Here is a 24,320-nt window from a genome sequence, read left to right as displayed (position 1 = left end):
CTTCTTCGTTGTCAGATCAAGGGGAATTGGATTACTACTGTATTTTTGAGAGAGGTCACGCCCACGGTTCGGCCACGAAAGTCGTAGCTATTACGAGCAGCCCCCAGAGCAAGAAGGCAAGAAAATCGTGAAGACGTCGACCGACCCGTAGTCGTCCGAACGTCACGATCGAGCGCGTCATCGGGAAAGCGACCGCGCCGGCCAAAACCAGCGGCATCGCGGCCCAGAAGTACCCTGTCATGATGAGCATCCATACCCCCACAAACAGACAGATCCCTCCGATAAAGGTCGCTGACGTCGCCTCAACACCCGCTCGGAGCCCGGTTGGTTGACTTGTCCCCATATCGACCCTTTCTACTGGGGTGGCTTCATTGTTCCGGCCATCAATTGCATACGCTGTATGAGTACAATGGGTAGAAAAATACTTATTACTCGAATGTAGTGAACAACACGGACATGAGAAGTAAATTGAACGAGTGGTGTGACGAGCTAAAGACCCGGTTCGAGTCAAACAGACGCCCCGCTGGTATGGCGTTCGTTCTTCAGGGCTTCGCGTTCGTGATGCTCTATTTCGGGGCAAGCGTTCCGGTGGCCGCCCAGGAGGACGTCTGCGCCACGCCAATCGGCGATTTCACGAACGGACTAATTACGGCAGCGCTCGGCGTGGGGCTGGCATTGGTATTCCTCGGTCTGGTTGTGAGCTTCGGCTTCCGGCCACTCGCGTTCTCCGGGAGCATCATGGGCAAGCTCTCAACTATGTCCTCAAACTCGATCGTCGGCCTCGTTGGGATCGTGTTCGTTGCGGTGATTTTCAGTTGGGTGCTAGCCTACGCCCCAATCGACATCCCACAAGGCTGCGTCCCGCTGGGAGGATAGTGCACCGAACGGCTCCCCGCCGGCTCTCCGCGATCGTTGTCGGATTTTTAGTTGTCACAAGCCTTGCTGTGACGGGGATCGGCAGCGGAGTAGTCGCGGGCCAAGCGGCGAACGGATCGAATAACACGACTCCGACGACCGGACAGGCCCCACTCGGCCAACTCGGCGGAGGGTCAAGCAACACTACCTCGAACAATACGAGCACGAACGACACCAGTTCGGACCTCTCGACACCGCTCGACGCTGAGGTTCAGCGTAAACAGACCAGCCCCAGCGGAACCCTGAACGGGAATGGCATCAGAGGAAGCGTCAACGAAAGTATTCAGGGTAACTCAAGCAGTGGCGGCGACGGAGGTGGAGGTGGGCTATTCGGGTTCAACATCGAGGAAGATGTGATCAACCCGGCGATGAACTCAACGAAGCAGAAGATGGCGGACGGGTTCACGTGGATGCTCAATCAGTCGATGGAGACGACCATCGGCACGCCTGTTCCAGAGGACGACAACGACGACGGGATCGTAATGGTCCCCACAAACGAGCCCTGGGATGGTCTCTACCACAACTACTTCGTCCCGTACATATTTCCGCTGGCGGTTGTGCTCGCGCTACTCGGGATGATTCTCGAGTGTGGTATCATGCCGTGGCGAGCCCTGCGTAGCCCGACCTACTCGCAGACGCGAGCGTTTGTAACGTTCATCGTGACGCTCGTCGCGGTTATCTTCACTATGCCGATCATCACGGTGCTGCACCAAACTATCGACGTTTTGGCAACCAATACTGCACCCAGTGCAGCGGAGCTCACGGAGAGCACAAAGGGGATCATGAATCTCAGTGGTGGGGCGATCGCAGGTATCCTCGCTGCCTACGGACTGGGATTCACTGAGGCGTTGATGCTTGCGTTCGTCTACGCCCTTCGGTACGGTTCGCTGTTTATCCTACCGTGGTTCCTGCCGTTGCTGATCGCGCTCGCGTACAACGCACCCCATGACCGACTGTCCGGCCTCGCTTCGGAGATGATCTGGCAGTATATCGGGATACTGATACAGGCATTCCCGGTTGCGCTCTTGTTCCGGGCCGCCTATGAGATGGAGTGGGATTTCGGCCTCGGTGGGCTCATGGGAGTGCTCGCTTCGGGAGCGATCTTCGTCGTTGCTGCCGCGCTGCCGCTAATCACGTCGATAGGGATGTTCAAAGCCGCGCCTTCAGTGCAATCGGTTGCAACAGGGGCAGCTGGCTACGTTGCTGGGTCGCGTGCGACGGATTATTCGAGGCAGGCGGCCGGACAGGCTGCTCGCGGTGGCTATCAGCGAATGGCGAGTATGAAGACGAACGTCGCCGAACGCATCCGCTCGCTCAACGGGTCGAACACTCCCGAGCGCGGGCAAACGACGATCAACGACTTCGAGGATCGGACGCACCCGCGCGATGGGGTGCCGAAACGAGGTGAACTGTAAATCATGTCACAACGAACCGAAGACACTGGTAGAGAGGTCGATGACCGTATCCTGTCAGATTTCTCTACCGACCCCGAGCTGGTAGGGTACAGTCACAAAACGTGGGCACTGGCGGTGCTCTTCGTCGGTATCATGACGTTCCTGTTGCCGCAACTACTCCCCCTCCCACTCGCGATCATCAGTGGTGTCGGCATCGTCGCCGGTGTTGGGGTCCTCTTCTCGGCGACGCCGCCACACCTCACTCCGTGGGGATTCGCCTATCTACGGCTTACCTCCTATACTCAGCAACAGATTTTTGTCCAGAGTCGAACGAATACTTTCGATACAAAGAATACAATGAATACGAGTGATACCAATGATGAGTGAGAACGCAGCGGATCTGAAGCAGGGTGATAGCGATGGTGGCGTCGAGCAGCCAACTAACGACTCGCTTCCGGGACAGATCGCCCGGCTTCCGGGCGTTCGTTCACTGCCAGTCGTCGGTGCTGGTCGACCGGAATCCAGCGAAGATCACATCCCGCTTCAAGACGCCGTTCGCGGCGAGTACGCCATTCGGCGCGAGGATGGAGCCTACCTCGGGGTGATCGAAGTCGAACCGGCGAACATGGCGACCGCGGACGACAGTGAGTGGGAAGCGCAGGTCGAGCGCCTATCGAGCGTGCTGATGTCGAACACGAACGGCTCAGTACAGATCTACTCGCCCATGCGCTCGGTCGACTACGGCGACCGGCACGAAACCTATCGAGAGCAATCCCAGGAGCGGCAACTCACCGGCGACACGACCAACAGCAAGGTCCTCGCCGACATCGCTCAGGAACGCGCGAACAACGTCAGTTTGCACGAACAAACCACGCTCTCGCGCACTCACTACGTCGTCGTCTCGGTTTCGGAGCTGGATACGACTGCCCAGTTCACCGAAGACCGCGGTGGCCTGGCGACCGTGCCCATCATCGGGTCGCTGAAGAAAAAGCGCGAAGCCAGCCAACAGAAAAACAAGGGTGCTCACGCACGGGCGATGTGCGACAAACTCACCACGCGTGTCGAGCGGATGGCGTCGGCGATTCGTAACATGGAGGGCGTGAGTGCGACACCGCTCTCCTCGACAAAGGCGACGCAGGTCATCGCCGATCACTACGGCCGCGAGGATGCCTTCGCCTATGACGACTACACCAGCCTCGTTCGGCAGGCACCGCTTGTGTACGGCGACGAAGACGACCCTGAGTACCCCATCGCCCATGAGCACGAGCAGGTTGAGGGTTACGCAGCTGACGGGCGAACAGTCGCCGACGGTGGTGCGAAGGCACGGAACTACCCGCCTGGCGTTGCATCACCGTCACGGACGACCGCCGACGTGGTTCACAACGAGCCAGACGCGCTCTCCGATCACTACAAATCGCTCATTTCGGCGAAGTTCGACACGACCGACCCCGGCCATGTTCGCATCGACGACCGGACGCTCGCTAGCACCATCGCCGTTCGGAACTGGCCACGAGTGCCCACCTACGGGATGTTCTCGCACATTTTGGCGTCGTCCACACCCGGTGTCGAGGTCATCCTCTCGGTGCAGTCCGAGCGTGACGAGACTGACGACATGGACCAGAAGGTGCTCTCACTCGAACAGAAGTGGGAGAAAGCGGAGGAGAAAGGCTCGTTCACGAAAGAGCGCGACCGGCAGAAATACGAAACTGCCAAAGACATCAACCAAACCCGGAAAGCGCCGAACAAGGCGATGTTCAAGGTTGCGGCCTATATCACGGTCAAGTCCGACGTTACCTCCGCACCCAGCGACATGGACCCCATCGAGTGGCACAACGATACGGTGGCAAGCGTCAAGCGGAGACTCCAGGAAAAGCCCGCGAACGCTGGCGGTGTCCGAGTGGATCACAACCAGATGAACGGGCTGCACTCGTCGGCCCCGATAGCGAAGGACGTCATCTGTGAGACGGCACTCATGAAGGATATGGGTCTCGCGTCGGTCTATCCGTGGCACGCGAAGAACCTCACCGATCCGAATGGCGTGGTCATTGGCAAGCATCGCGAACGCGACGAACCGACGGTACTGGACATCTACAACCGGCCGACGGGCTACAACATCGGTATCTTCGGGACCATCGGCAGCGGGAAGACGACCTCGCTCAAGCAGCTGCTGACTCGGCGAAAACTCCGAAATCCCGAGACCACCGTCGTCGTCATCGACCCGTTACAGGATTTTGCCGGACTCACCAAACTGTTCGGCGGCAAGCGCATCGTCATCGGCGGGGATACGGCGATCAACCCCTTCCACATCGAGCCAACGCCCGAAAGCGTGCTGCGGGATATCGGCCGCGAGATACCCTTCAAAACGGCAATGCGGCAGTCGAAGGCATTCGTCGAGACCTACTACCAGTTGGAGGGGATGAACTACGAGGATCGCAAAGGCACGTGGGAGAAGGCCATCAAGCTCGCCTACGAGTGGGCCGGCATCACCGAAGACCCCGAGACCCACGACCGCAAGAGTCCGACGGTCATGACCGCCATCTGGTTCATCCGCGACATGGCCCGCAACCCCGGCGAGTACGTCAGTGACGCTCTCGAAGACAGCGAGGCGGCCAAGAGAGACCGCGAGCAGACAGCAGTGAAGATTCTCAACAACGACATCGAGCCGCTGCTTGAGGGCGGCGAATACCACAACCTGACCCAGCAGACCGATATTACGGACATCGAGGATACCGGCTTTCTCTATCTCGACCTCCAGCAGTACGATTCGGACCGCGAGGCAGGTGGGTTGATGATGCAGTTACTGATTTCGCAGGTCTACGAGCAGGCGAAGACATCAGTGCATCCGACCGTGACGGCCTTCGACGAGGCCCACTACATGTTCTCGAACACGGCCGACCTGCGATTCCTTCGCCAGATCGTCCGTCACTCCCGACACTACGACCTCTCGATGATATTCAGCACCCAGCAGATGGGTGACTTCTTCGAAGAGCGTGAAGACGAGGGTGAGACGGTCAAAGAGTCGGCGAAGGACATCATCGACAACACCTCGATGACGCTCTTTCACTACCTGAAAGAGATGAACAGTACGTGGGGCAAGGCGTTCGACCTCAGCGACACCGAGCAGGAATTCATCAAGGACGCCGAGCCGGGCGAGCGGGAGATCGGCTACGCCGAGGCGCTCTTACAGGTCGATCGGGAGGGCTGTTTCCCATTGCGCGTAGAGATGGACGAGGATGTGAATCCGCGTGAGTTCGCTCTCTATCGGTACGATCCGCAGAAACACGGCGAGGATATGGCTGCGTACCTGCGCCATCACGACGACGTGTGCGACTGGCGCTGGGCAAACGATTCGGGCTTTCGACCAGAGATGGAGCCGCCCGATCAGGGCGTCAAGGAGAGCGAGACGGGCGACGAGAAAGCAGGTACACCATCGAACGTGGAACTCTCCGAAGACAATGAGCACGTTTCTGAGGACGCAAACGAGGGCGGTATCAGGAGTGCCGAGGAGGTCATCGCACAGGCTGGCGCGGAGGAGAGAAAGCAGTCCGACAAGCCAACGGACGAGCTTACACTCGGTGACATCCACGGCAGTATCGACGCTCAGACTGCTGACTCACTCCAGAGTGCCGGCTTTGGGAGTGTCGAAGCGGTATACGAGGCTGATAACAGCGCGCTTGCCGCGGTCAAGGGCCTCGATGCGACGAAGGCCGCATTCATCCAACGAAACGCGGCGCGAACGCTCGGCTGGTCCGAGGACCTCATCGAGGACCCAGCAAACGCAGAGACGAACGAGTGCCGGCAAGAAGAGGGTGAATCGAGCGACGAAAATAGCACCAGAGAAGCCAAAGACGACGTTCAGCCCACACTGACGGACATCAAACACGTTGGCGCGGATCGTGCGACCACGCTCCGCGAAGCCGGCTTTGAGTCGGTCAGTGACGTAGCAAGTAGCGAGAGCGATGATCTGACTGCGGTCGAGGGCGTCGGCCTGACGCGCGCCGAGCAATTCGTCGATTCCGCGAGCGACCTTCTCGCCGGGCGACTGGCGAAAGATAAAATGGCTACCGATGAGAGCAACAGCGAATGAGCGACGACAGCAGCTCGGGACGAAGCTCGATTTCGACCAGTTCGGACACCAAATCGCGTTTTGACTCGTTTCGACGGCAGCTCTCTGCACACATTGACAAAGACATGACTGGTGACGACACGCTTGCGTATCTACTGGATGAGTTCGAGGACGAATACGACTGGGTCAACTTGGACAGGGGCGATTCGTGAGTCTGCTCGGTAGTAGCCAGAACTCCCCCGAAGCCGCCGAAGTGGGCCCCGATCTCGCCGATAACGTTCGTCAATCCGTCGACGAACACGGTGATGTACTGACCGTTCGCCCGTACCGCGATGACGGGGATACGCGAGCGGCTAAGCAGTTACTCACGGCTATTCACGACGTCAAATCATCGGACGGGATTCGGAGCACGAACCAGACTCCGCCCGTCGCTTTCGAGCCGACCTACGCAGACGAGGCTATCAGCTATCGGTTCGCGCCCGTCGATGAGCACGTTCTCGAGGAACTGGAGCGGCTGGTTCCGAACTTCTATCGCGATGCCGATGTCCAGCGGGTTCCAGCCGAGTTTCTCCCAATCCAAGAGGGCCAGTATCTCGCGGCGGCGCGGCTCGAACTCGCAGATGACAACTATTTCAAACCGATCAAACACTTCGAGATCGACCCCGAGGAGTTCGAGACTGACCCGTACGGTGCCATCATCCCCGAAATGATCGGGCGACGTGAGGGCGGCGACAACGTTTCGACGATGGTGCAAGTGCTGATTCGCCCGGCGTGGTCGAACCACCCCCGCGACCGCAAGAACTGGTACCACGGCGTCGACAAGACCGCTGAGCGACTCAAGAAGGGCGAGGTGGGCTGGCGACCCAGTGCCGCCCTCGAAGGCTTCGCCACGGCGCTCACCGGTGGTAACGGCGAGGAAATCGAGCACACGAAGCAGCGACCGACGACGAGCGCGCAGAAACAGGCTGCCGACGTAGTGGGCAACCAGCGCGGCGAGAAGGGCTACCACCTGAACGTTCGTGTCATCGCCGTCGCCAACAGTCCCGAGGAGGCCGAAGAGCGTGTGCAGGATACTGCCGGGATGTACCGCCGATTCTATACCAGCACCTACGAGCAGGGCTTCGAGCCGATCTGGGCGGGTCCTGACGGCGCGACGACGCTCGTCCGTCGTATGGCTCGGCGCGAATGGGTCGACCGGGAGATGATACTCTCGGCGAGCGCTCTCGCCGGTGTTTGCCATGTGCCGACGACGCTCGCAACGCCCGAGATCGACTACTCGCGGACGAGTGGTTCGGGCAGCACACCGAGTGAAGCGCCCGCGTTCGAGTCATTCCAAGAAGCGGAGGGCGAAGAGAGCAAATGAGCGATGCCGAACAGTCTTCGGAGGATGTGAGCGAGAGCGAGGACTGGCGGTATGCAGTGACGCCGGCGGGCGAGGACGAGCAGCGCCAGTTCACTCGGCGAGAGATGAAGATGATAGCCGAGAACGGCAACATCTACGCCGGTTCGCGAGCGCGAGCGATGGTCGAATACGCCGAAGAAGTACCCGACCAGCCCCGGTGGATCGGCGCGACCGAGCGCGACAACAAAGACGTCTCGTTGCCGTACGACCTGCTCTTTCGGCACATCTTCATCGGCGGACTGACTGGGATGGGCAAATCAACGCTGGAGAAAAACATCGTCCAGCAGCATATCTACGCCGGGAAAGGCGTCTGCTATATCGATCCGAAAGGCGATGACGTGCTCGACATCCTCATGTCGATTCCCGAAGAGCGCTGGGACGATGTGATCTTCATCTCGCCCGGCAGCGATGCCTTTCGCAAACAGGTCGGGTTCAATCTGCTGGAGACGCATACCGAGCCCGGAGACCCCGGATTCGATGGCGAGGTAGAGGGTATCGTCAATGACCTCAAAGCGCTACTCGCCGCTGATGATTACTGGGGCCCACGGATGGATGGGATCGCCTCGAATATGCTGCGCGGGATGATCCGCCACGAATTCGACTTTACGCTCGCCGATATGTTTGGTGCGCTGCTCGACGAAGAATCCCGTGCGGAGTACGCGAACCTGATCCAGGCCAGCGACGAAGACCTCTCGTTCATTCAGGGATACACCAACAAGATTGCCGAACTGGACGACATCGACCTCGACGCGATTCGCCGCCGCTTGAAGGACTGGGTCGAGGAGCCGACCATGCGTCAGATCGTCGCCCAGCGCGATGCGAAGACATCCATCCCGCAGGCCGTCGAGGACGAGAAGATCATTCTCGTGAATAACAACCTCCCCGACGAGCCGAAGGAGGCGGTCGCGACGGCCATCCTGCGGCAAATATGGACTGCCGTGGACTCGCGGCCTTCTCAGCGCGACCAGCTGATGCAGGACATGGCCGAAGCCGACGACGGTGGGGTGGGCGAGTTCGACGAGGAGGCCGTCGACGAGGCCGTGCGAGAGCACGAGAAAGCCGGCGGGTCGCTCGATGCGGATTACACGCCCTACTTCCTGGTTATCGACGAGGCCCACGACGTACTCAGCGAGGGGAGCAAGGTCGAGAAGATGCTCGCGAAGGCACGCTCGAAGCGACTTGGTCTGACTATTGCCAGTCAGCAACTACGCCAGTTGGATCAAGACGCACAAGATGCGATTCTCGGCAACTGTAACTCGCTCGTCGTCTACGACCCCGGTCATCCGGACGAGGCGCAACTGCTCTCGCGACGATTCGGCGAGAAAGACGATCAAGACCTACTCGAAACTGACCAGTTTCATGCTTGGATGCGGACGGCCACCGGGCCGGGCAAGCGTTCGCGGCCATTTTTAGCCGAGGCGTTCCCGCCGTACCCGCCGCTCCACGACATCAAGGACGCCTACCGGCTCATCGTCAGCTCTCTCGATGAGTACGGGACAGTCCCGCCAACGAGCGAGGAAGTACAGGACAAGATGCACTTCTCGACGGCCGGAAGCGTCGAGGAGCAAGTTGAGGAGAGTCAGGAGATCGACGACCAGCAGGCCGCACAGGTTGCGAAAGCCGCCTACGACGAATGGATTCGCCGGGACGATCAAAGAAGGCAAAACGAACAAAGCGGGCAAAACCAGGAAAAACAGCAAGGAGAGGAAAGCGAACGCTGGGTTCCGGTTGAGAAGCCGACGACGCGCAAGCGGGTGGACCACTACCTCCCAACCGTTGACGTCAGCCACGTCAGCCTGCTCTGGCACGTCATCGATCACGTGCCCGACGACCTGCTCGAAGTTCGCGAGCGCGACGGTGAGATGTTCATGCGCTGCACCGAGCGTGGTAAGAACAAGATTTTCGAGACAGGTTCGGCGGGCAGTGCCGGCGGTGGGAAGCATCGCACGCTACTGAAAGACGGTTACGCGCCGCTGCTTCGGACGGGCATGGTCGTTTCGCTGCCGACGCAGGGCGACGGTGATATGCCCGACGGCGTGGCCGATCTCTCGGACGTAGCGATGCTCGATTTCGACATCGGTGAGAGCACCCACCGCGACGTCCGCAATGTCAGCCAGCAGTTCGAGCACCAGTACCCGCTGCTGGAGCGGTTCGCCATCCCGAGGGGCGCGAATCCGGTCATCATGCGACGCACCGAAGGCCCGGCGATCGCCATCGAAGCCGAGAGCAGTACGGGTGACTCAAAGCCCGCGCAGTCACTCTTCAATCTCGCACAGGCGTACAACAAGGGCCAGCGCTGTCTCTACACCGCCCGCGAGAGAGTCGCCGAAACGCTCTGGCAGACGCTCACTGAGAACGGCTACTACTCACATAGCTGGAGTGGTGAGTACGAGCGCTGCTACAACGGTGGCGAACTCATGGTCAACGGCCAGATGATGCTTCGGCCAAAGGGTGCTCGCCAGACAGTATGGCTCTACGACGACGAGAATGAAGAGTACCTGCTTCGAGATAGTGACGGGGAGGAGCATGCCCGTTTCGAGAGCGCAGAGGAGGTGTTTGAGAACCCGCAGAAGTACCCTGCAACGAGTGGAGTCGTACCCGATGACCAACGTGACAAGTACGTACCCGTGTACCGACCGTTCATCCCCGAGCATCACTTCGACGGCGGGGTCTCCGAGAGTGCATGGGACATCATAGTGGTCCCCGAGGGCGCGGACCGACCCAAGGATCTGCGCCTCTATTGTGGTCCCGACCGCGAGCAGGTATCGATTACGGAGGTTCTTGGGGAGGAGCAGTCTGTATCTGTGAGCATCCACGGGGACAGAAGCAGCGCTGAGAACGCGGACGCCGGCACCGATCGAGCCGACGTCAATGCTGCGAACGAGAAAACACTGGCCGAAGATGGTGAATTGTCCAATGAGCAGCGAGAGCAGATGAAAGGAGAATTTGGGAGCCTGAGCGAGTTACTGGAATCTGGTGAATAGAGTTCCAGAATTGTCTTGCTGTACCTCAATTCTCACATTTGGAGGGTCGCCTTCCTCGGCACCTCTTCTGGTTTCGTCCCACAGATCTACCAGCACCTCCTTAAGAAAATTCTTTCCTACAGCATGATACGCAGCAGCGAGCGCTGCTCCAAAACTGAAGGGTTCACGAACAGACTTTGTGTCTTCACCACGAGAAGGGTCGGGCACAGTGGACGATTGGAGAATGTCAAGGATGTCTGAGACGTCTCTATTGGATTGCTGCTCTTCCCATGCCCGGCCCAATTGTGTAAGGACCTTATCAGTGTAGATGCGTTCCAATGCAACGTGGCAGTTAGCACAGAGCGTGACTAAATTCTCGCTGTGATCAGACCCTTCGTACCGGCGAGGGATGATGTGATGGCGCTGAAGAACGATGGAATTCTCCTCTCCACAGATGAAGCAACTCTCGTCATTCTTGTTGCTCATCGGTCACCTCCTGTGCCAGAATGGATATCTTCAACTATCGAACCTTCGAGCCGTTTATCGAGCAGATGAATCAACTCTACAATCTGATTGCGTTGGTTTTCTACTTGTTCTGATAACTCCTCTACCCGCTGATGCAGCTCGTCTATTTCTTCCGCCGAAGGGATAGTGCGAGCAGTCGGGCGGTCCAAAAACTCCATCCCCCGTTCCGTAGCATCATACACTTTGGGTGGAATAGAACCATTACCCTCTCCTTCGCCGACGATTTCGATGAGATTCCAGTCTCGAAGCGCTTCCATATGATAATGCATACTTCCTGACGGGACGCCGACTTCCCGACGCAACTCACCTGTCTCGATACCGCCATCACTCCGGGCGATCACCGCAAGCAGCTCTCCCCGATCACGGCTCATTTTCTCGCTGATAGATTCGAACGAAACCCTGTCTGTATTAGGTGAAGTAGGTGCCATCTCGTCTATAGCTATAAGATTATCCGACTAATATTTAGCGGGTTAATATCTGGCTATCATTGTACTGCCGAAGCGTATAGCTGTCAAAGAAGGGGGTGTCGGGTGTGTCGTGATGGTGAACATAGGGGGTGAGCGGAGGCGGAGAGTATTAGCGGGCCAAGAGGCCAAAGGGAGCCTGGAGAGCATGGCTGTCTTTCCGAGCCAGCACAGGCAAAGATCGGCAAGTGAGGAAGGAAAGCATGGTCCGAAAAACTGTATAAGCTATCTGAGGGATAAAAGCGAATCGAGCGCGTGGATCAGTGGCCGTCTTCTATCTCATCGACTCTCTCAACGAGGTCAACGATCTCCTCATAGTCGAGATCAACTGCTGTGTCGACGCCGACCATGAGCACGATAGGATACAGGTAGCGATTCTTCCCGAGCTTCTCACCGCTTTCTTGTTGGTAGGTGAGATTGACCGACTGGCAGGCCAGATCTATCTCATTTCCGAGGGATTGAGGCAGGTACATGAACAGGCTACTGCCGCGATCTTTGACGGCGACAGAGCGGGAGTCAGTGGCGCTCTCAGTAGAGGAAGAATCAGCGGAGTCAACAGTGGGATGACCGCTGGCATCAGCATCAGTAGCCGACTGGGAGCCCTCCGTGCTCTCTCCTGTGTCATCCGATGGTGAAGCGCTCTCAGGATCCGACTGTGAGTCTGATTTTGATTCTGGTTCCGACTCCGATTCTGGTTCTGACTTACTGCGTTCACGCGAGGCGAGGCGGCTCATGGAGTCACTACGACCATCAGCCATCAGTGGGTCACCTCAGTGGGGGGTTCAGCCTCAGCGAATCCGAATGTGTCATCCAGGGTAGTAGCAATCTTCTCGAACTCAGCGGCCATGTCGCACTCCTCATCGTGGGTGAAAATGGAGCCACGGCCGTCCGTGATAGCGCGCTGGAGGACGACGCGCTTTCTAACCTGCCAGATCTCCCAGAGCGAACCGAAGTTCTCCTGAAAGAGTTCTACGTACTCATCCGCGTCAGCGTTGTTCTCGATCCGGTTGGCAACCAGACCGAGCTTCCGAATCTCGGTTTCATGCCACTGCTCAAGCTCATCCACCTGATCGAAGAGTAGGTCGAGACCCTGCACGCTCAGCTCCTCTGGATACGTGGGAATGATGACGTTCTGTGTGGCGAGCAGCGCGTTGTCCGTGAGGACGTCCAGCGACGGTGGGCAGTCCACGACGATGTAGTCATAGCTTGTCTCGAGCTCACCGAATGCGAGTTCCAGGCGGTCTTCTGCCCGGGGCTCCCCGGAGAGCTTAGACGCTGTATCGAAGGTCATCCGACGGTGCGAACGGGCGACATCGAACTCTGGGTGCTCCTTGACTACCTCACTAACCTGACTGATCGACTCCCGATCGAGGAGCGCCTCATGGAGCGTCACATCGAGGTCCATATCGTTGTAGTACTCCGAGTAGCCGAGGCCACGAGTGATAGTTCCCTGCGGGTCCAAATCGAATACCAACACATCGCGATCTCGCTGAGCGAGAGCGCCCGCGATGTGGATCGAACACGTGGTCTTGCCAACACCGCCTTTCCGATTGCTCAAACAGAGCGTCGCTGTCTTGTCTACCATGTAGCGATTGTACCTCCAGGACCTACTGTCTCGCAAAGGCCTCTTAGTGATTTTGGATAGCAAAGTTAGCAAAACTGGCACAGCTCGAAAAAGGGGGCAAAGAAAGCAAAAGGGGCAAAGCGGGCAAAACGTCTAACTACTGATTTCCTGTGGGCAGTAGCACGCTGGAGAGTGACGATACCGGCATTTTGATGCCATCAAGGGGTGAAGTCCATCCGTGGCTTCCACTATTGTCAAATCGGCAGTAAAAGAAGAATTGAGCGAGATGAACGTATCGAACGATTTCTACGACGCACTCGACGAGGACGTGAGTGAGCTACTCGAAAAGGCGACCCAGCGAGCCGACGCGAACGATCGGAAGACGGTGCAGGCGCGCGATCTGTAAGGACTGCCGCCGCCAGTGACGGCGGCGAACCGGGCCAGAGAACAGCGGGTACTATTTTCGAATGACACGATGGCCGGACTGCCAGAGCAGTAGCCAGTGGTAGCCGGTGGGATGACAGCGGGTGTAGGGAAAGATGGAGAGAGCTCCGTACAAGCGGAAGATCATGGAAAGAGTAGAGATTGAGGTCTTATCACGGAATCGAGAGTGAGCGAGAGGGAAAAGTAGAGGCGACCCTGGAAAATCGATAGTAGTGGGCTGACAATTGAGTCCTCCACTAGAGGGGCATAACGTTCGTCGCGGCTGTCGTCGGTGGACTCGGGATCGGACGGCTGGGGTTGACCGAGCACGTCAAGGAGGTCCGCATCACTGACGATGCTAATCAAGCCGTCGCAGCGGACAGTGGGACGGTCGATTGCTGTGCTAGAGGAACGGCGCCGACCGAACAGACCTACAGACAGCACATCGAGAGTGCCGCACGTGATACATGGTCGTTCTTCGTCGATACTCTTCCATATCTGATTCTCGGAATGGTAATTGGAGCACTGATTCATGGCGTCGTTCTAGTCGACGTGCTTTAGACCGTCCTCGGGCCTGAGAACCCCCTTAGCCGTGCCACTGGCAGCACTCGCTGGTGCGCCGGTCTACGTCAGTCGCAGCGGAATGCTGCCCACCGCCGCCTCCCTCAGCGAACAGGGGATCGCTATCGGGACTGTTCTCGCGTTCGTCGTTGGCGGAGCTGGTGTCAGCATCCCGAATTTGATTCTGCTGAACAAACCCTTCAAGCGGCGGCTGTTGGTCGTTTACGCTACCACTGTTGTCGCAATCGGTGTCACCGTTGGTGTCGTGTTCAATGTCTTCATTGTCTAAGTTACCCTGCTGGCCAACCATCCATCTTCACTTCTCATACACCGTGGCAACACAGATTTCGCCGCCCTGATGATCCCGATTATGAACTTCCGGTATCGTCTTTGTATCTGTAGCAGCTCGTTCGGTGTTATTCGAGGGCGGCGACTGCGTTGATGGTGACTGCGGCACCACCGAGTAGTTCGTAGGCTCCGACAGTCGTGCGCGCCGGGTACGTGTCCTCGAAATATCGTTCGTAAGTCTCGTTGACCGATTCGTAGGCGTCCATGTCGGTAAGATAAAGCGTGATCTGAAGCACGTCATCCAGTTCCTGCCCGCGCTGATTTAGCTGAGTTTCGAGGTTCTGTAAGGCGAGTTCGAGCTGCTGGGCAGGCGATTCGTCGCTTTCAACCTGGCCTTCGTGTTCGGGAAGTTGCCCCTCAATGAAACGAAGGTCCGAGTCACCGGTCTTCTTTCCGAATGCACCTGTGAAGTTCACTCCATCACGCTGTTTTCGGCTGGTATCGCTTGCCCGGTTGGGCACCGATCTGCTGACTTGCTTTGACTCCATATTTGGTTTAGTTTCTTCTCAAGTAAATCCCTTCTGCCCATTTCCTATGATCGATCTACGCATTGCATCAGAAGTGATATGGCGATACTGGTAGCTACCATCGGAACAATTAATTGAGCTAGGACTGAATTGTCTTTCATGGCACAAGCGACTGAGCGACTTCAGCGATATCTCGAAGATGAACTCGGAGAATGTCGGAATGAAGACGTTGAGCGACGACTTGACGAACTCGGGACGCTTGAAGGAGCACTCGGACCGACGCAGGTCAACGCTGAACTCGATGTCCTTGCCGCACTCGCTAATGAGACGCGCTATACGCTCGCTCGCGTGCTTGTGGCTGCTGGTGAGGAACTTTGTGTTTGTGAGCTTCAGGCCGTTGTCGACGTGAGCGAGAGCGGGCTCAGTCACGCACTCTCGGCGCTCGTCGACGCGGGACTCGTGACCGGGCGCAAGGACGGTCGCTGGAAGAAGTACCAAGCCACTAACCGTGCCATTACCCTCGTGACTGTTCTTGACGGGAGCGTGAACGGTGAGTAGCGTCGAGCACGACCACGGCCCGAACTGCTCGTGTCCGCAGTGTGGCGACCCGCGCTCAATGGATTTCCTCGACAAGTATCTCACCGTCTGGATCTTCGGCGCGATGGCCGTTGGCGTAGGATTGGGCTACATTGCCCCATCGGTGACCCAACCGATTCAGAACTTCCACCTCGTGGAGATCGGTCTTGTAGTCATGATGTACCCGCCGCTAGCGAAAGCGGACTACTCGCAGCTCCGGACGGTGTTCAGCAACTGGCGCGTCCTCGGGCTGAGCCTCATCCAGAACTGGCTCATCGGCCCGACACTGATGTTTGCGCTAGCGGTCGTATTCTTCAGCGGACTCGTCCCCGGTCTGCCAGCCCGCCCTGAGTTCTTCCTCGGACTCGTCTTCATCGGGATGGCCCGGTGTATCGCGATGGTGCTCGTTTGGAACGAACTCGCCGAGGGCTCGCCCGAATACGTCACCGGGTTAGTTGCGTTCAACAGCCTCTTCCAGATCGTCACCTACGGCGTCTACGTCTGGTTCTTTGGGTTGTTCCTGCCCCCGCTGCTGGGAATGGAATCGCTCGTCGCGGGCATCACGACCTTCGACATCACGCCGATGCAGGTGTTCCAAGCCATTGTGGTCTTCCTTGGGATTCCGTTTGTGGGCGGCTTTCTGACCCGGTATATCGGTACGCATGTCAAGAGTGAGGAATGGTACGAGGAGGAGTTCGTGCCGAAGATCGATCCACTGACGCTGGTTGCGTTGCTGTTCACCGTCATCGTGATGTTCGCCACGCAGGGCGAGAACATCGTCTCGGCACCCGCTGACGTCCTCTTGATCGCCGTGCCGCTAACGATCTACTTCGTGGTGATGTTCTTCGTGAGCTTCGGCATGGGGAAGGGAATCGGTGCGGACTACTCGACGACGACCGCAATCGGATTTACAGCGGCCTCGAACAATTTCGAGCTTGCCATCGCGGTCGCGGTTGCGGTGTTCGGTGTTGGCTCCGGCGTCGCCTTCACGACCGTCGTCGGCCCGCTTATCGAGGTGCCCGTCTTGCTCGCACTGGTCCACGTTGCGCTCTATTTCCAGCGTAAGCTCGACTGGAGTGGGACCGGGACTGGTAGCCTTGACACATCACCGTCCGAGGCGACCACTGACGACTAACCACCACACGACCCAAAACCAATGTCCACAACTGATACAGCAGATCCGATTCGGCTCGCGTTCATGTGCGTCCAGAACGCTGGCCGCTCGCAGATGGCGACCGCATTCGCCGAGCGCGAACGCGACCGCCGAGGCCTTGAGGACGCCGTCGAAATTCTCACTGGAGGTACCCACCCAGCGGACCACGTTCACGAGGAGGTCATCGAAGTCATGCGCGAGGAAGGAATTGACCTCTCGGAGCGGATGCCGCGCGAAATCACGAGCGAGGAACTTCGTTCCTGTGAGTACGTGGCGACGATGGGTTGTTCGACGCTCGATGTTGATGAGGATGATTCAACGGTTGACATCCGTGACTGGAACCTTCTCGATCCTCATGGCGAGGACATCGATACGGTACGCTCGATTCGAGACGACATTTACCAGCATGTGGTGGATCTGTTCGATGAGCTCAGCGACGACTCACAACTGAGCACCACCGCGAACTGAGATAGCCGACGATTTCCCGTAGGAGGGCTTTCAAAACTGTAGGTTGGACCCTGCTGTCTTCCGCTAGGTAATCGCATCCATCGTTGGGTGATTCGTGTCGGGGACCGGGTTTGTCCCCTACAGGGAGAATAAGTTCGTTCCGCTGCTTATGCAACGAGCAACTTCCGCGGTCGCTCTTAGAATTCTTGCCTATCTCACAAAATTTCACTCTCTCAACTGAAGTCTAAGAGAGGAATTTTGCCTGTTGAGAATGAATAGGAGAACTACAAACAGACAAATTTCATATATTCTTCTGCATGAAGCCGCAGTAGCAACAACCTCTCGTTAATTTCGGTACTCCCAAACAGCTTCTCTGAAGTTACGAATATCACGCTCAACGCCTGATAGAGATGGATTGTCGGGTACAAAGTTGGATGTGGCTGTTCAAGTCACTGGCTCACATATCAGATTTGTTTTCTGAATTACATTCGTTCGCCGAGAACGAGCGGGAAAAGTGTCCAGTAAACGAAACCAAGCACTCAGCAATATCCTGTTATTTGGTAACAAGAGCTAAGATGTTCTCACCCTCACTAAGATATGCAGGCGTGTTGCCTGTACTACGTGCGGCCAACACGGGAGCTCCGTGCGTAGGAGTATACGCGAACCACGGGCCGGGGGACCAACCGGCCGGCCCATTTTCCAGCTAGACACTCATTAGATGATATTCCATAAATATTGACATGACTTGCCAAGGTTTTCGAGCAGCATGCGTTTCTTGATGGGGATACAGTAGAACGTACACTGTGAGAAGCCTACCGGGAGACAGCCGCTGAAGAAGAGCCTATGCTTGGAATTCGCCCTCTACCCCGTCCATGGAGACGCTTCCGGTGACTTCAGTGTAGGGGTACGGCATTCCAATTCCTTCCGCATCAAAGCGCTTCTTAACGGCCTCAGTGAATGCGGCTACTGTAGATGCGTAGCCCGTTTTGTTCGGATCGATCCAGACTCTACCTGAAAGCACTACGGCAGAATCCCCGAGACTCGTAACCGGCGCCGAGGGCTCCTGGTCTGGGAGGATGCCGTCGAGATTCTTCGCCTCCTCAACAATAGCTCCACGTGCTTGTTCAATGTCCGCGTCGTACTCGATGCCGAAATCAACCCCGACTCGGAGTTTGTCATTGCCCATCGGATTCGTCACGACGGCATTGACGAGGTCACTATTCGGTACAGTCATTTCCTCATTATCGAATGAATTGAGCTTCGTCACGCGGAGCTGGACGTCCTGAACGACGCCAGTATGACCATCCCATTCGATCCAATCGCCCGTCCGGAAAGGTTTATCTTGGATGATAAAGATCCCTGCGACGAAGTTCGCGATGAGGTCCTGAGCGGCGAAGCCCACAGCCAGAGCAAGCGCACCAGCAAGCGTCCCGAACGCTGCGAGGACGACACCCGCACCTGCGATGGTCGCAGCGAGCGCCAGCGCCACTACAGCCGTAATTCCAACGACTGTACTGATAACCAGCCCGACGATGGTCTCGTTAATGCCGCGGCTTCTCAGTCCCGTACGCAGAACTCGGACAACGAGTGCCTTCCCGACGTAGTAAATAACTACGAATGAGATGGCGAACAGAGCGACGGTGACTGCTGCACTTATTATCGCTGGTCCGTACTGATCCAACAACAACTGTGGGTCAAGCGAAAACCCCTGTTGTAGTGGTACCATATATTGCAATTACAGGCAGGCGCAAGTCATATTTATTCGTTTCTAAATCCACACTGTGTTATAGGATACCAATGTGGCCTACAGAATAGCTACATGATCTTCCCATTTATACATGAACAGCGGCTAGGTTCGCTAATATTTAACTGGTAGGCGCCTGTAGAGGAAGATGGCACCTCTCACAGAGAGTGACAGGTGTGATAAGGTGATGAAAGTGACACTAACCATGATTCCACTCCAAACGGAAGTACCGCAATACCTCCAGGAGACGATCACGAATATTGTCCCCGCTGTCTTAGGGATAATCGCTGCACTGCTCATCCTCCTTGTAGGGATAATCCTTGGTCGAGTCTTAGGTGGAGTCGCCAAGCGTGTCGTCGAGCGCATCAATCCGTCGCAGTACACGCAAGGAACTCCACTCGCGCAACCAGGAGGCGCCGAACGCGATATCGCACAGGCGTTCGGGAGCCTCGTAAAATACATTATCTACTTCTTCGCATTCATGTTGGCGCTTGCACAGGTTGATCTCCCAGTACCCGGCGATATCCTTACGGACATTACGACTGCAGGGCTTCAAATCGTAGTCGCAGCGGTCATTCTGATAGCGGGTGTTGCAGTCGGTCGGTTCGTTGGTAATATTGTCGAGGATATCGTCGACAATCTCGGTCTGGAGGTCTACGTTCTGGATACGCCGCTAGCGTCGGCTACGCGGGCGGCAGGCGGTGTCGGAGGTGCAATTGGGACGGCTGTCTCAGTGTTGATTTATTACTTCACACTGGTCGCGGCGGTCGACGCACTTCAGTTCGCAGCCCTTTCACGACCACTGAGTGCGTTCGTAGGCCAGCTCCCGCTAATTATTGCAGGTATCCTCATTCTCATCGTGGGAATCTATCTCGCGGACTTGGTCGGCGAGTTCGTCGCGAACATCAACACGAGCCGCGCGACGAATTTCGCTGGTCTGGCAGTTCAGCTGTTCGTTTACTATATTGTAGTCGTGTTTGCTCTCGATACTGCCGGCTTCGATACGTCGGTGCTGATGAACCTCTTCAACACGGTGATCGTGGCGTTCTTCGGCGCACTTGGCGTGGCACTTGCACTCGCAATTGGCATCGGTGTCGGCTGGGGGAGCAAGGACTACGTAGCCGAGAATATCGACGACTGGATGTCGAGCGCCCGCAATAGCGCATCGGACCTGGCAGAGGACTCCGACGATTCGCCGAACGACAACTTCGACTCACCGGGTTCAATCGATGATTGACTGGTCCAAGCACATGCGAACTGCCGGATAGCTTCTAAGATATACGAATATATCTTGCTGTCACATCTGTTAGATGGTTGCAATTAGGTACACCGCTTGTAGCGAGCAGATCATAGGCACTCTAAGCACTACGTTCGTGCGTTGGTGCCATGTGAGCCTGGAAATTATAGCTTGTTGCAGGAAACATTGCTACTCATACTCTGCTCTCGTGGTGGGAAGACCAATGCAAACCCCGAGCCTGGCTTTGGTAGTGTGTCTCGTTCTCGTTTCCCAGGGATTTGTAGCTCTATTCAGATGGCGTTCATTGCGAGATCTCGAACCGTGAATAGCAACATATGGTTGGTGATCAGACTACGTAATTTGTCGATCAGATGTCGACCGAGTAGGATGACACTTCTCACAAAGCCACTGTGATTTGTCTTCTGGTGAATAGTAATAGAGCGTTTTTCCTCGTGCCTTACAAGAGCTGCAGCGACTCATGTCTGCTGTACGCTATAGTTGTGCTTTATCTCCCTGGTGTTGAGAGACTCTCAGGCGCGAAGCGTGAGAATATCATCGATTAGCCCCTTCGGAGAGAAGAGTACTAATCCGTGACTGCTTGTTTTGGAGAGTCTGCACAAAATCACATATATCTGCAAGCGCTGGATAGGTGACTAAGAGAGAACCGTACAGATAGTTGGTGAATGCGTCGTCATCTTGTCGGTCCTTCACAGATCGGTACTCCTGAATATCGGTCTGACGTTTCTCCGTCAGACGTTGGCACTCCTGTTCATGCGCTTTTGCCTTCCTTTGAGCGTTTAGCAGCCTTTCGTTCGACCATTCGGAGAACGACCGCACTATCAGAAATTCTTCACAGTTACTTCCAAGTTCGGTGAGTTGCTCGTCAATGTTCTCAAGCGAGGCACGTTCGTGTTTGATCTTTCTCAGCAATCGCATGCGCTCCCGATACGCTTCTTGGGAGACCTGGAGGAGTTGGTTCTTCAGTGGAGGAACCAACCCTTTGTCCCCTTGCAGTGCAGTTGCAATTTCAGGACCGAACTCAACAGTACAATTCCGAGTGAATGACTCTCCATACTGCTCCTCATAGTGTGCAACATCCATAATCGTGTTCTGGTACAGGTCTCGAACAGTCCTCGTGGAGGTTCCCGTGTCAGTTGTTGTGGCGCCAAACGTGGTAGCAGAATGATTTCCGCAGAGGAAGTTCTTCTCAGAACTTGAAGTATCGAGCTTAGCGAGCTCTTTCGAGAACCGTGCGAGTGCATCCGTTTCTGCCTCCACCTCGTGGTACTCTTCAGATAGCTCACTGAGTCCAGCCCGAGTATGGTGGGGAACGAACTGAACGGTCACTGACTACTACTGGTAGCCATACCCCCCTGTAATTTTTGGCCAACGTATAGATGGATAATTCTTGTCTGGAAAAGAGACTGTCAAGAAGCTAACTTTTTATGGAGAGTGTCTATTTGAGCGCCCACTAGCCTATGTATGCAGGCTAAACGATAATATACTATGCAATGTAAAGCAGGCCTGCGATGGCAGACCAAAACATAGAAGCAGAAGAAAAAGCATCGAGCGGTGCACTCATGGCAGCAGGACTTTCAGTTCTTTACTCGCTCTATTTATTCTATATTCAGGGGGAGAGAAGCAAGGGGATATTTGTTGGACTCTGGGCGCCGACGATCCTCACGATAGCGAGCTACGTCGAACAGACCGACCTTACCGAGAAAGCCCAGAACGAACTCGACGCCTAAACTATCTGTTCTGCATTATCCTTTCATTCTCTGCAAATCGAGAGTCATACTCCGTAACGTGACAGCCAAAACCGTTGGTATAATCTCATCAATCGGGATTGCTCAAGACGATTGCGACAGTGTTACCATCGATTGAGAAGTCTTTCGAGAACGGTTCGCCCACCTGGCCGTTCAGCAAGCAGCACCGAGCAATCGACCTCGTCAATAACGTCAAAATACAACGAATCAGTCACAAGCCGTGAAAGCAATCCCGCTTCTGTCGCGCCAATGAGCACCAACGAATGGCCAACGGTCGCACGACAGATTGCGTCCTCAACGTCACCGGAATCGTCGACCACCAATGAGGAATCGGCGAGATCGTGGTCGACGGCCCAATTTCTGAGAAACGCCTCGCCTGCCTCTCGTTCGTCAGGACCGTCAACGACGTGGAGCAATGTAATATCTGAATCGGCAGACGAGCAAAGTGCTCGTGCAACCTCGGCGTTCAAATCGGATGGCGGTCCACCTGCGGTCGGAAGGAGAACTCGTGAAGCATCGTTACCCCGGTCCTTGAGAACGAGGACGTCACTGGAAAGCTGGCTAGTCAGTTCGTCAAGTGGACGCTCAGTGCGAGCGGCTCCCCACGGTCGGTCAGCACCCCAGCCCATCACCACGAGGTTTGCGCGGTCGCGCGCTGCAGTGTCGAAGACCTCCTCGAATGACCGGTGAGAAACGATTGTCGAGGTCTCACACGGAACGTCGTACGACCGTGCAGTCTCACGGACATGCTTCATTTGTTCGTCGGAATCAGCTATAATGCGCTCGTGCTGGTCATGGTCGTAACTCATCGATGCCTGTGGCGCCTGAACGATGTGGACGGCGTGAACAGTCGCTGGCGCGCGCTCACTGGCAAGAATGCAGGCAAGTTCGACGATCACGGATTCGGTACGTGGGTTACCGATTGGCACTAAAACTCGGTAGGAGCTGTCATCGGGTGCAGCCCCGGCGGCAGTATCGATCATGGAGACGTATGAGCGGCCGGCGATACTCCCGAGCGTCCATTCACGGAGCGAGAGTTGGCGGTCAGAACCCTCGAAGCGGGCAGATTCAAGACGGTGCTCAGTTGTCTGGAAGTAGTTGACAACGGTCACCAACACGATGCCGCCGAGAGTGTTACCGAGTAAGACTGGGATGACAAACTGAGTCAGTCCAAGAGTGAGAGCGAGATTACCTGCAAATACCAGATACAACATTTCAGTGAACGAGACGACCACGTGAAAAAGGTCACCTAACGGAATGGCGAGAAATGCTATATAGACGACCACGAGCCGCGAGATCGTATCGCGTGAGGCGTAGACGACCCAGACGACGCCGGCGACGATGAGACCGGCAAAGGCCCCTTTGAAAAACAGAGCTCCGAATGATGTCTCGACACCATGCTGGGCGTGGTCGATGGCCGCTTGTGTCGCCTTCGGTGAGAACACGCCACCCCACGTAAGCGCGGCCGCGCCCATAGCACCACCAGCGAAGTTGCCGGCAAGAACGATGAGCCAGTGGCGTAGTAGCGTCGGAATGCTGGCCAGTCGTTCCAAGGTCAGCGCAACGGGAGGAAGCGTGTTCTCCGTGTAGAGTTGGTAACCACCAATGATGATGTAGACAAATCCGAGAGGATACAGTAGTGCGCTCAACACTGGATTGTCGTTCGTCGCAGCCGTCATTGACGAGTAGAGCAAAAACGTGATTGTAATCGCAAAGCCGGCGGCGAGCCCGCTGAAGAAGAGCTCGCGTTTATCAGAGGTGACTTCTTCGTCGGCGGCAGCGATGATGCGCTGGAAGACTTCGTCGGCGGAGAATCGGTCACGGACGACTGCTCCGGCAGCCGGAGCACCGCTTCTGGACCGCTCAATGGCGTCTCGAACCGCTCCCGCTGGATCGGAATCGTCCGGGTCCATCATTGATGACATATGTTTGTACTGGAACTAAGCATTTGGCGTTCATTTGATGCTATCTGAAACGAGTGCAAACGCAACTGCTTAGATAGGTGCTGTCCCCTTCGATGAGTTGTCTGGTGTAACCTACTTTGAGTGCAATGGCTCGATTATTCTCGGAGTCGTCGGCCAAAATTTGACGAGTTGATGCTCCGGTACAGTGAACTCGTAAGTAGGCTCTCTCATCCCCCGTTGGTAGCTTAGTGGTGAGCGTGTCATAGAAAGCATCACGTGCAGGGTTGCAGGGCGTTGGAAGTGTGTCCAGCAAAGCCAACGCCCTGCAAAACGTAGCTTCAGTCGACGACTTCTTGAATGTCGCGGCGACCGAGACAGTACCGCTGTTTGAATACCTATCC

General features: G+C 56.3%; 22 protein-coding genes and 1 pseudogene. 14 read left to right on the top strand and 9 right to left on the bottom strand.

Translation table 11 applies throughout. The annotated features are described in order from the left end of the window. Positions 1-55: 55 nt before the first annotated feature. Positions 56-343: a hypothetical protein gene (locus tag GT355_RS16890; protein ID WP_160135707.1), complete on the bottom strand. Its 288-nt coding sequence runs from the start codon at positions 341-343 to the stop codon at positions 56-58. Positions 344-441: 98 nt separating this feature from the next. On the opposite strand from GT355_RS16890, the gene GT355_RS16885 reads away from it, so the two are divergent. The 7 genes from GT355_RS16885 to GT355_RS16855 are packed head-to-tail and all read left to right on the top strand — an operon-like array spanning position 442 to position 10,761. Beyond that, positions 442-876: a hypothetical protein gene (locus GT355_RS16885; RefSeq protein ID WP_160135706.1), complete on the top strand. Its 435-nt coding sequence runs from the start codon at positions 442-444 to the stop codon at positions 874-876. Next, a complete protein-coding gene (locus GT355_RS16880) occupies positions 876-2,330 on the top strand; it encodes a TrbL/VirB6 family protein (RefSeq protein WP_160135705.1) in 1,455 nt (484 codons plus the stop codon). The genes GT355_RS16885 and GT355_RS16880 overlap by 1 nt, the downstream gene beginning before the upstream one ends. Before the next feature lie 3 nt (positions 2,331-2,333). Further along, a complete protein-coding gene (locus GT355_RS16875; protein WP_160135704.1) occupies positions 2,334-2,696 on the top strand; it encodes a hypothetical protein in 363 nt (120 codons plus the stop codon). After that, positions 2,689-6,396 carry a TraC-like domain-containing protein gene (locus GT355_RS16870; RefSeq protein ID WP_160135703.1) on the top strand — a complete coding sequence of 1,236 codons (3,708 nt, stop codon included), beginning with the start codon at positions 2,689-2,691 and terminating at the stop codon, positions 6,394-6,396. The genes GT355_RS16875 and GT355_RS16870 overlap by 8 nt, the downstream gene beginning before the upstream one ends. Then, complete coding sequence (locus tag GT355_RS16865) at positions 6,393-6,587, top strand: hypothetical protein (RefSeq protein ID WP_160135702.1); 195 nt, start codon at positions 6,393-6,395, stop codon at positions 6,585-6,587. Before GT355_RS16870 ends, GT355_RS16865 begins: the two co-directional genes overlap by 4 nt. Then, the gene (locus GT355_RS16860; RefSeq protein ID WP_160135701.1) at positions 6,584-7,738 is read left to right on the top strand and encodes a DUF8128 domain-containing protein; all 1,155 of its coding nucleotides are present in this window, start codon (positions 6,584-6,586) and stop codon (positions 7,736-7,738) included. The genes GT355_RS16865 and GT355_RS16860 overlap by 4 nt, the downstream gene beginning before the upstream one ends. Next, positions 7,735-10,761, top strand: coding sequence for a type IV secretory system conjugative DNA transfer family protein (locus tag GT355_RS16855; protein ID WP_160135700.1), 3,027 nt, complete (start codon positions 7,735-7,737; stop codon positions 10,759-10,761). The genes GT355_RS16860 and GT355_RS16855 overlap by 4 nt, the downstream gene beginning before the upstream one ends. On the opposite strand, the gene GT355_RS16850 is transcribed toward GT355_RS16855, so the two are convergent. The 4 genes from GT355_RS16850 to GT355_RS16835 all read right to left on the bottom strand — a co-directional run bounded on the left by GT355_RS16850 (position 10,741) and on the right by GT355_RS16835 (position 13,314). Beyond that, the gene (locus tag GT355_RS16850) at positions 10,741-11,226 is read right to left on the bottom strand and encodes an HNH endonuclease (protein WP_160135699.1); all 486 of its coding nucleotides are present in this window, start codon (positions 11,224-11,226) and stop codon (positions 10,741-10,743) included. The two genes, GT355_RS16855 and GT355_RS16850, sit on opposite strands and share 21 nt — an antisense overlap. After that, on the bottom strand, positions 11,223-11,693 hold the full coding sequence (locus tag GT355_RS16845) for a winged helix-turn-helix domain-containing protein (protein WP_160135698.1): 471 nt from the start codon (positions 11,691-11,693) through the stop codon (positions 11,223-11,225). Before GT355_RS16845 ends, GT355_RS16850 begins: the two co-directional genes overlap by 4 nt. 296 nt (positions 11,694-11,989) lie before the next feature. After that, complete coding sequence (locus tag GT355_RS16840; protein WP_160135697.1) at positions 11,990-12,463, bottom strand: DUF8160 family protein; 474 nt, start codon at positions 12,461-12,463, stop codon at positions 11,990-11,992. A 23-nt stretch (positions 12,464-12,486) separates the two neighbouring features. Next, complete coding sequence (locus GT355_RS16835) at positions 12,487-13,314, bottom strand: ParA family protein (protein WP_160135696.1); 828 nt, start codon at positions 13,312-13,314, stop codon at positions 12,487-12,489. A 217-nt stretch (positions 13,315-13,531) separates the two neighbouring features. Between GT355_RS16835 and GT355_RS16830 the strand changes: the two genes are divergently transcribed. Both GT355_RS16830 and GT355_RS18695 read left to right on the top strand, forming a co-directional pair. Next, entirely contained in the window at positions 13,532-13,699 is a 168-nt protein-coding gene (locus GT355_RS16830) for a DUF1931 domain-containing protein (protein WP_160135695.1), read from the top strand. A gap of 284 nt (positions 13,700-13,983) precedes the next feature. Further along, positions 13,984-14,566, top strand: a pseudogene (locus GT355_RS18695) (permease); the annotation flags it as partial. Positions 14,567-14,693: 127 nt separating this feature from the next. On the opposite strand, the gene GT355_RS16820 reads toward GT355_RS18695, so the two are convergent. After that, complete coding sequence (locus GT355_RS16820; RefSeq protein WP_160135694.1) at positions 14,694-15,113, bottom strand: RidA family protein; 420 nt, start codon at positions 15,111-15,113, stop codon at positions 14,694-14,696. A 138-nt stretch (positions 15,114-15,251) separates the two neighbouring features. Between GT355_RS16820 and GT355_RS16815 the strand changes: the two genes are divergently transcribed. The 3 genes from GT355_RS16815 to GT355_RS16805 are packed head-to-tail and all read left to right on the top strand — an operon-like array spanning position 15,252 to position 17,289. Beyond that, on the top strand, positions 15,252-15,650 hold the full coding sequence (locus GT355_RS16815) for an ArsR/SmtB family transcription factor (RefSeq protein WP_160135693.1): 399 nt from the start codon (positions 15,252-15,254) through the stop codon (positions 15,648-15,650). Beyond that, positions 15,643-16,803, top strand: a complete 1,161-nt coding sequence (gene arsB / locus GT355_RS16810) for an ACR3 family arsenite efflux transporter (RefSeq protein ID WP_160135692.1) — start codon at positions 15,643-15,645, stop codon at positions 16,801-16,803. The genes GT355_RS16815 and arsB overlap by 8 nt, the downstream gene beginning before the upstream one ends. A gap of 21 nt (positions 16,804-16,824) precedes the next feature. Beyond that, on the top strand, positions 16,825-17,289 hold the full coding sequence (locus GT355_RS16805) for a low molecular weight phosphatase family protein (protein ID WP_192928047.1): 465 nt from the start codon (positions 16,825-16,827) through the stop codon (positions 17,287-17,289). 820 nt (positions 17,290-18,109) lie between these two features. Here the strand turns inward: GT355_RS16805 and GT355_RS16800 are convergent. Beyond that, positions 18,110-18,994, bottom strand: coding sequence for a mechanosensitive ion channel family protein (locus GT355_RS16800; protein WP_160135690.1), 885 nt, complete (start codon positions 18,992-18,994; stop codon positions 18,110-18,112). Between the two features lie 166 nt (positions 18,995-19,160). On the opposite strand from GT355_RS16800, the gene GT355_RS16795 reads away from it, so the two are divergent. Further along, the gene (locus GT355_RS16795; RefSeq protein WP_240145868.1) at positions 19,161-20,249 is read left to right on the top strand and encodes a mechanosensitive ion channel family protein; all 1,089 of its coding nucleotides are present in this window, start codon (positions 19,161-19,163) and stop codon (positions 20,247-20,249) included. 552 nt (positions 20,250-20,801) lie between these two features. Here the strand turns inward: GT355_RS16795 and GT355_RS16790 are convergent. After that, complete coding sequence (locus GT355_RS16790; RefSeq protein WP_160135689.1) at positions 20,802-21,596, bottom strand: DUF7260 family protein; 795 nt, start codon at positions 21,594-21,596, stop codon at positions 20,802-20,804. A 182-nt stretch (positions 21,597-21,778) separates the two neighbouring features. Between GT355_RS16790 and GT355_RS16785 the strand changes: the two genes are divergently transcribed. Beyond that, complete coding sequence (locus tag GT355_RS16785) at positions 21,779-21,997, top strand: hypothetical protein (protein ID WP_160135688.1); 219 nt, start codon at positions 21,779-21,781, stop codon at positions 21,995-21,997. Between the two features lie 122 nt (positions 21,998-22,119). On the opposite strand, the gene GT355_RS16780 is transcribed toward GT355_RS16785, so the two are convergent. Then, positions 22,120-23,931 (bottom strand): formate/nitrite transporter family protein, encoded by a 1,812-nt coding sequence (locus GT355_RS16780; protein WP_160135687.1) that lies wholly within the window; start codon positions 23,929-23,931, stop codon positions 22,120-22,122. Between the last annotated feature and the right edge of the window lie 389 nt (positions 23,932-24,320).

It is taken from the genome of Halococcus salsus (assembly GCF_009900715.1).
GTDB classification, from domain to species: Archaea; Halobacteriota; Halobacteria; order Halobacteriales; family Halococcaceae; genus Halococcus; species Halococcus salsus.
The sequence above is the reverse complement of the archived record's forward strand: the minus strand, read 5'-3'. Positions and strand labels throughout refer to the sequence as shown.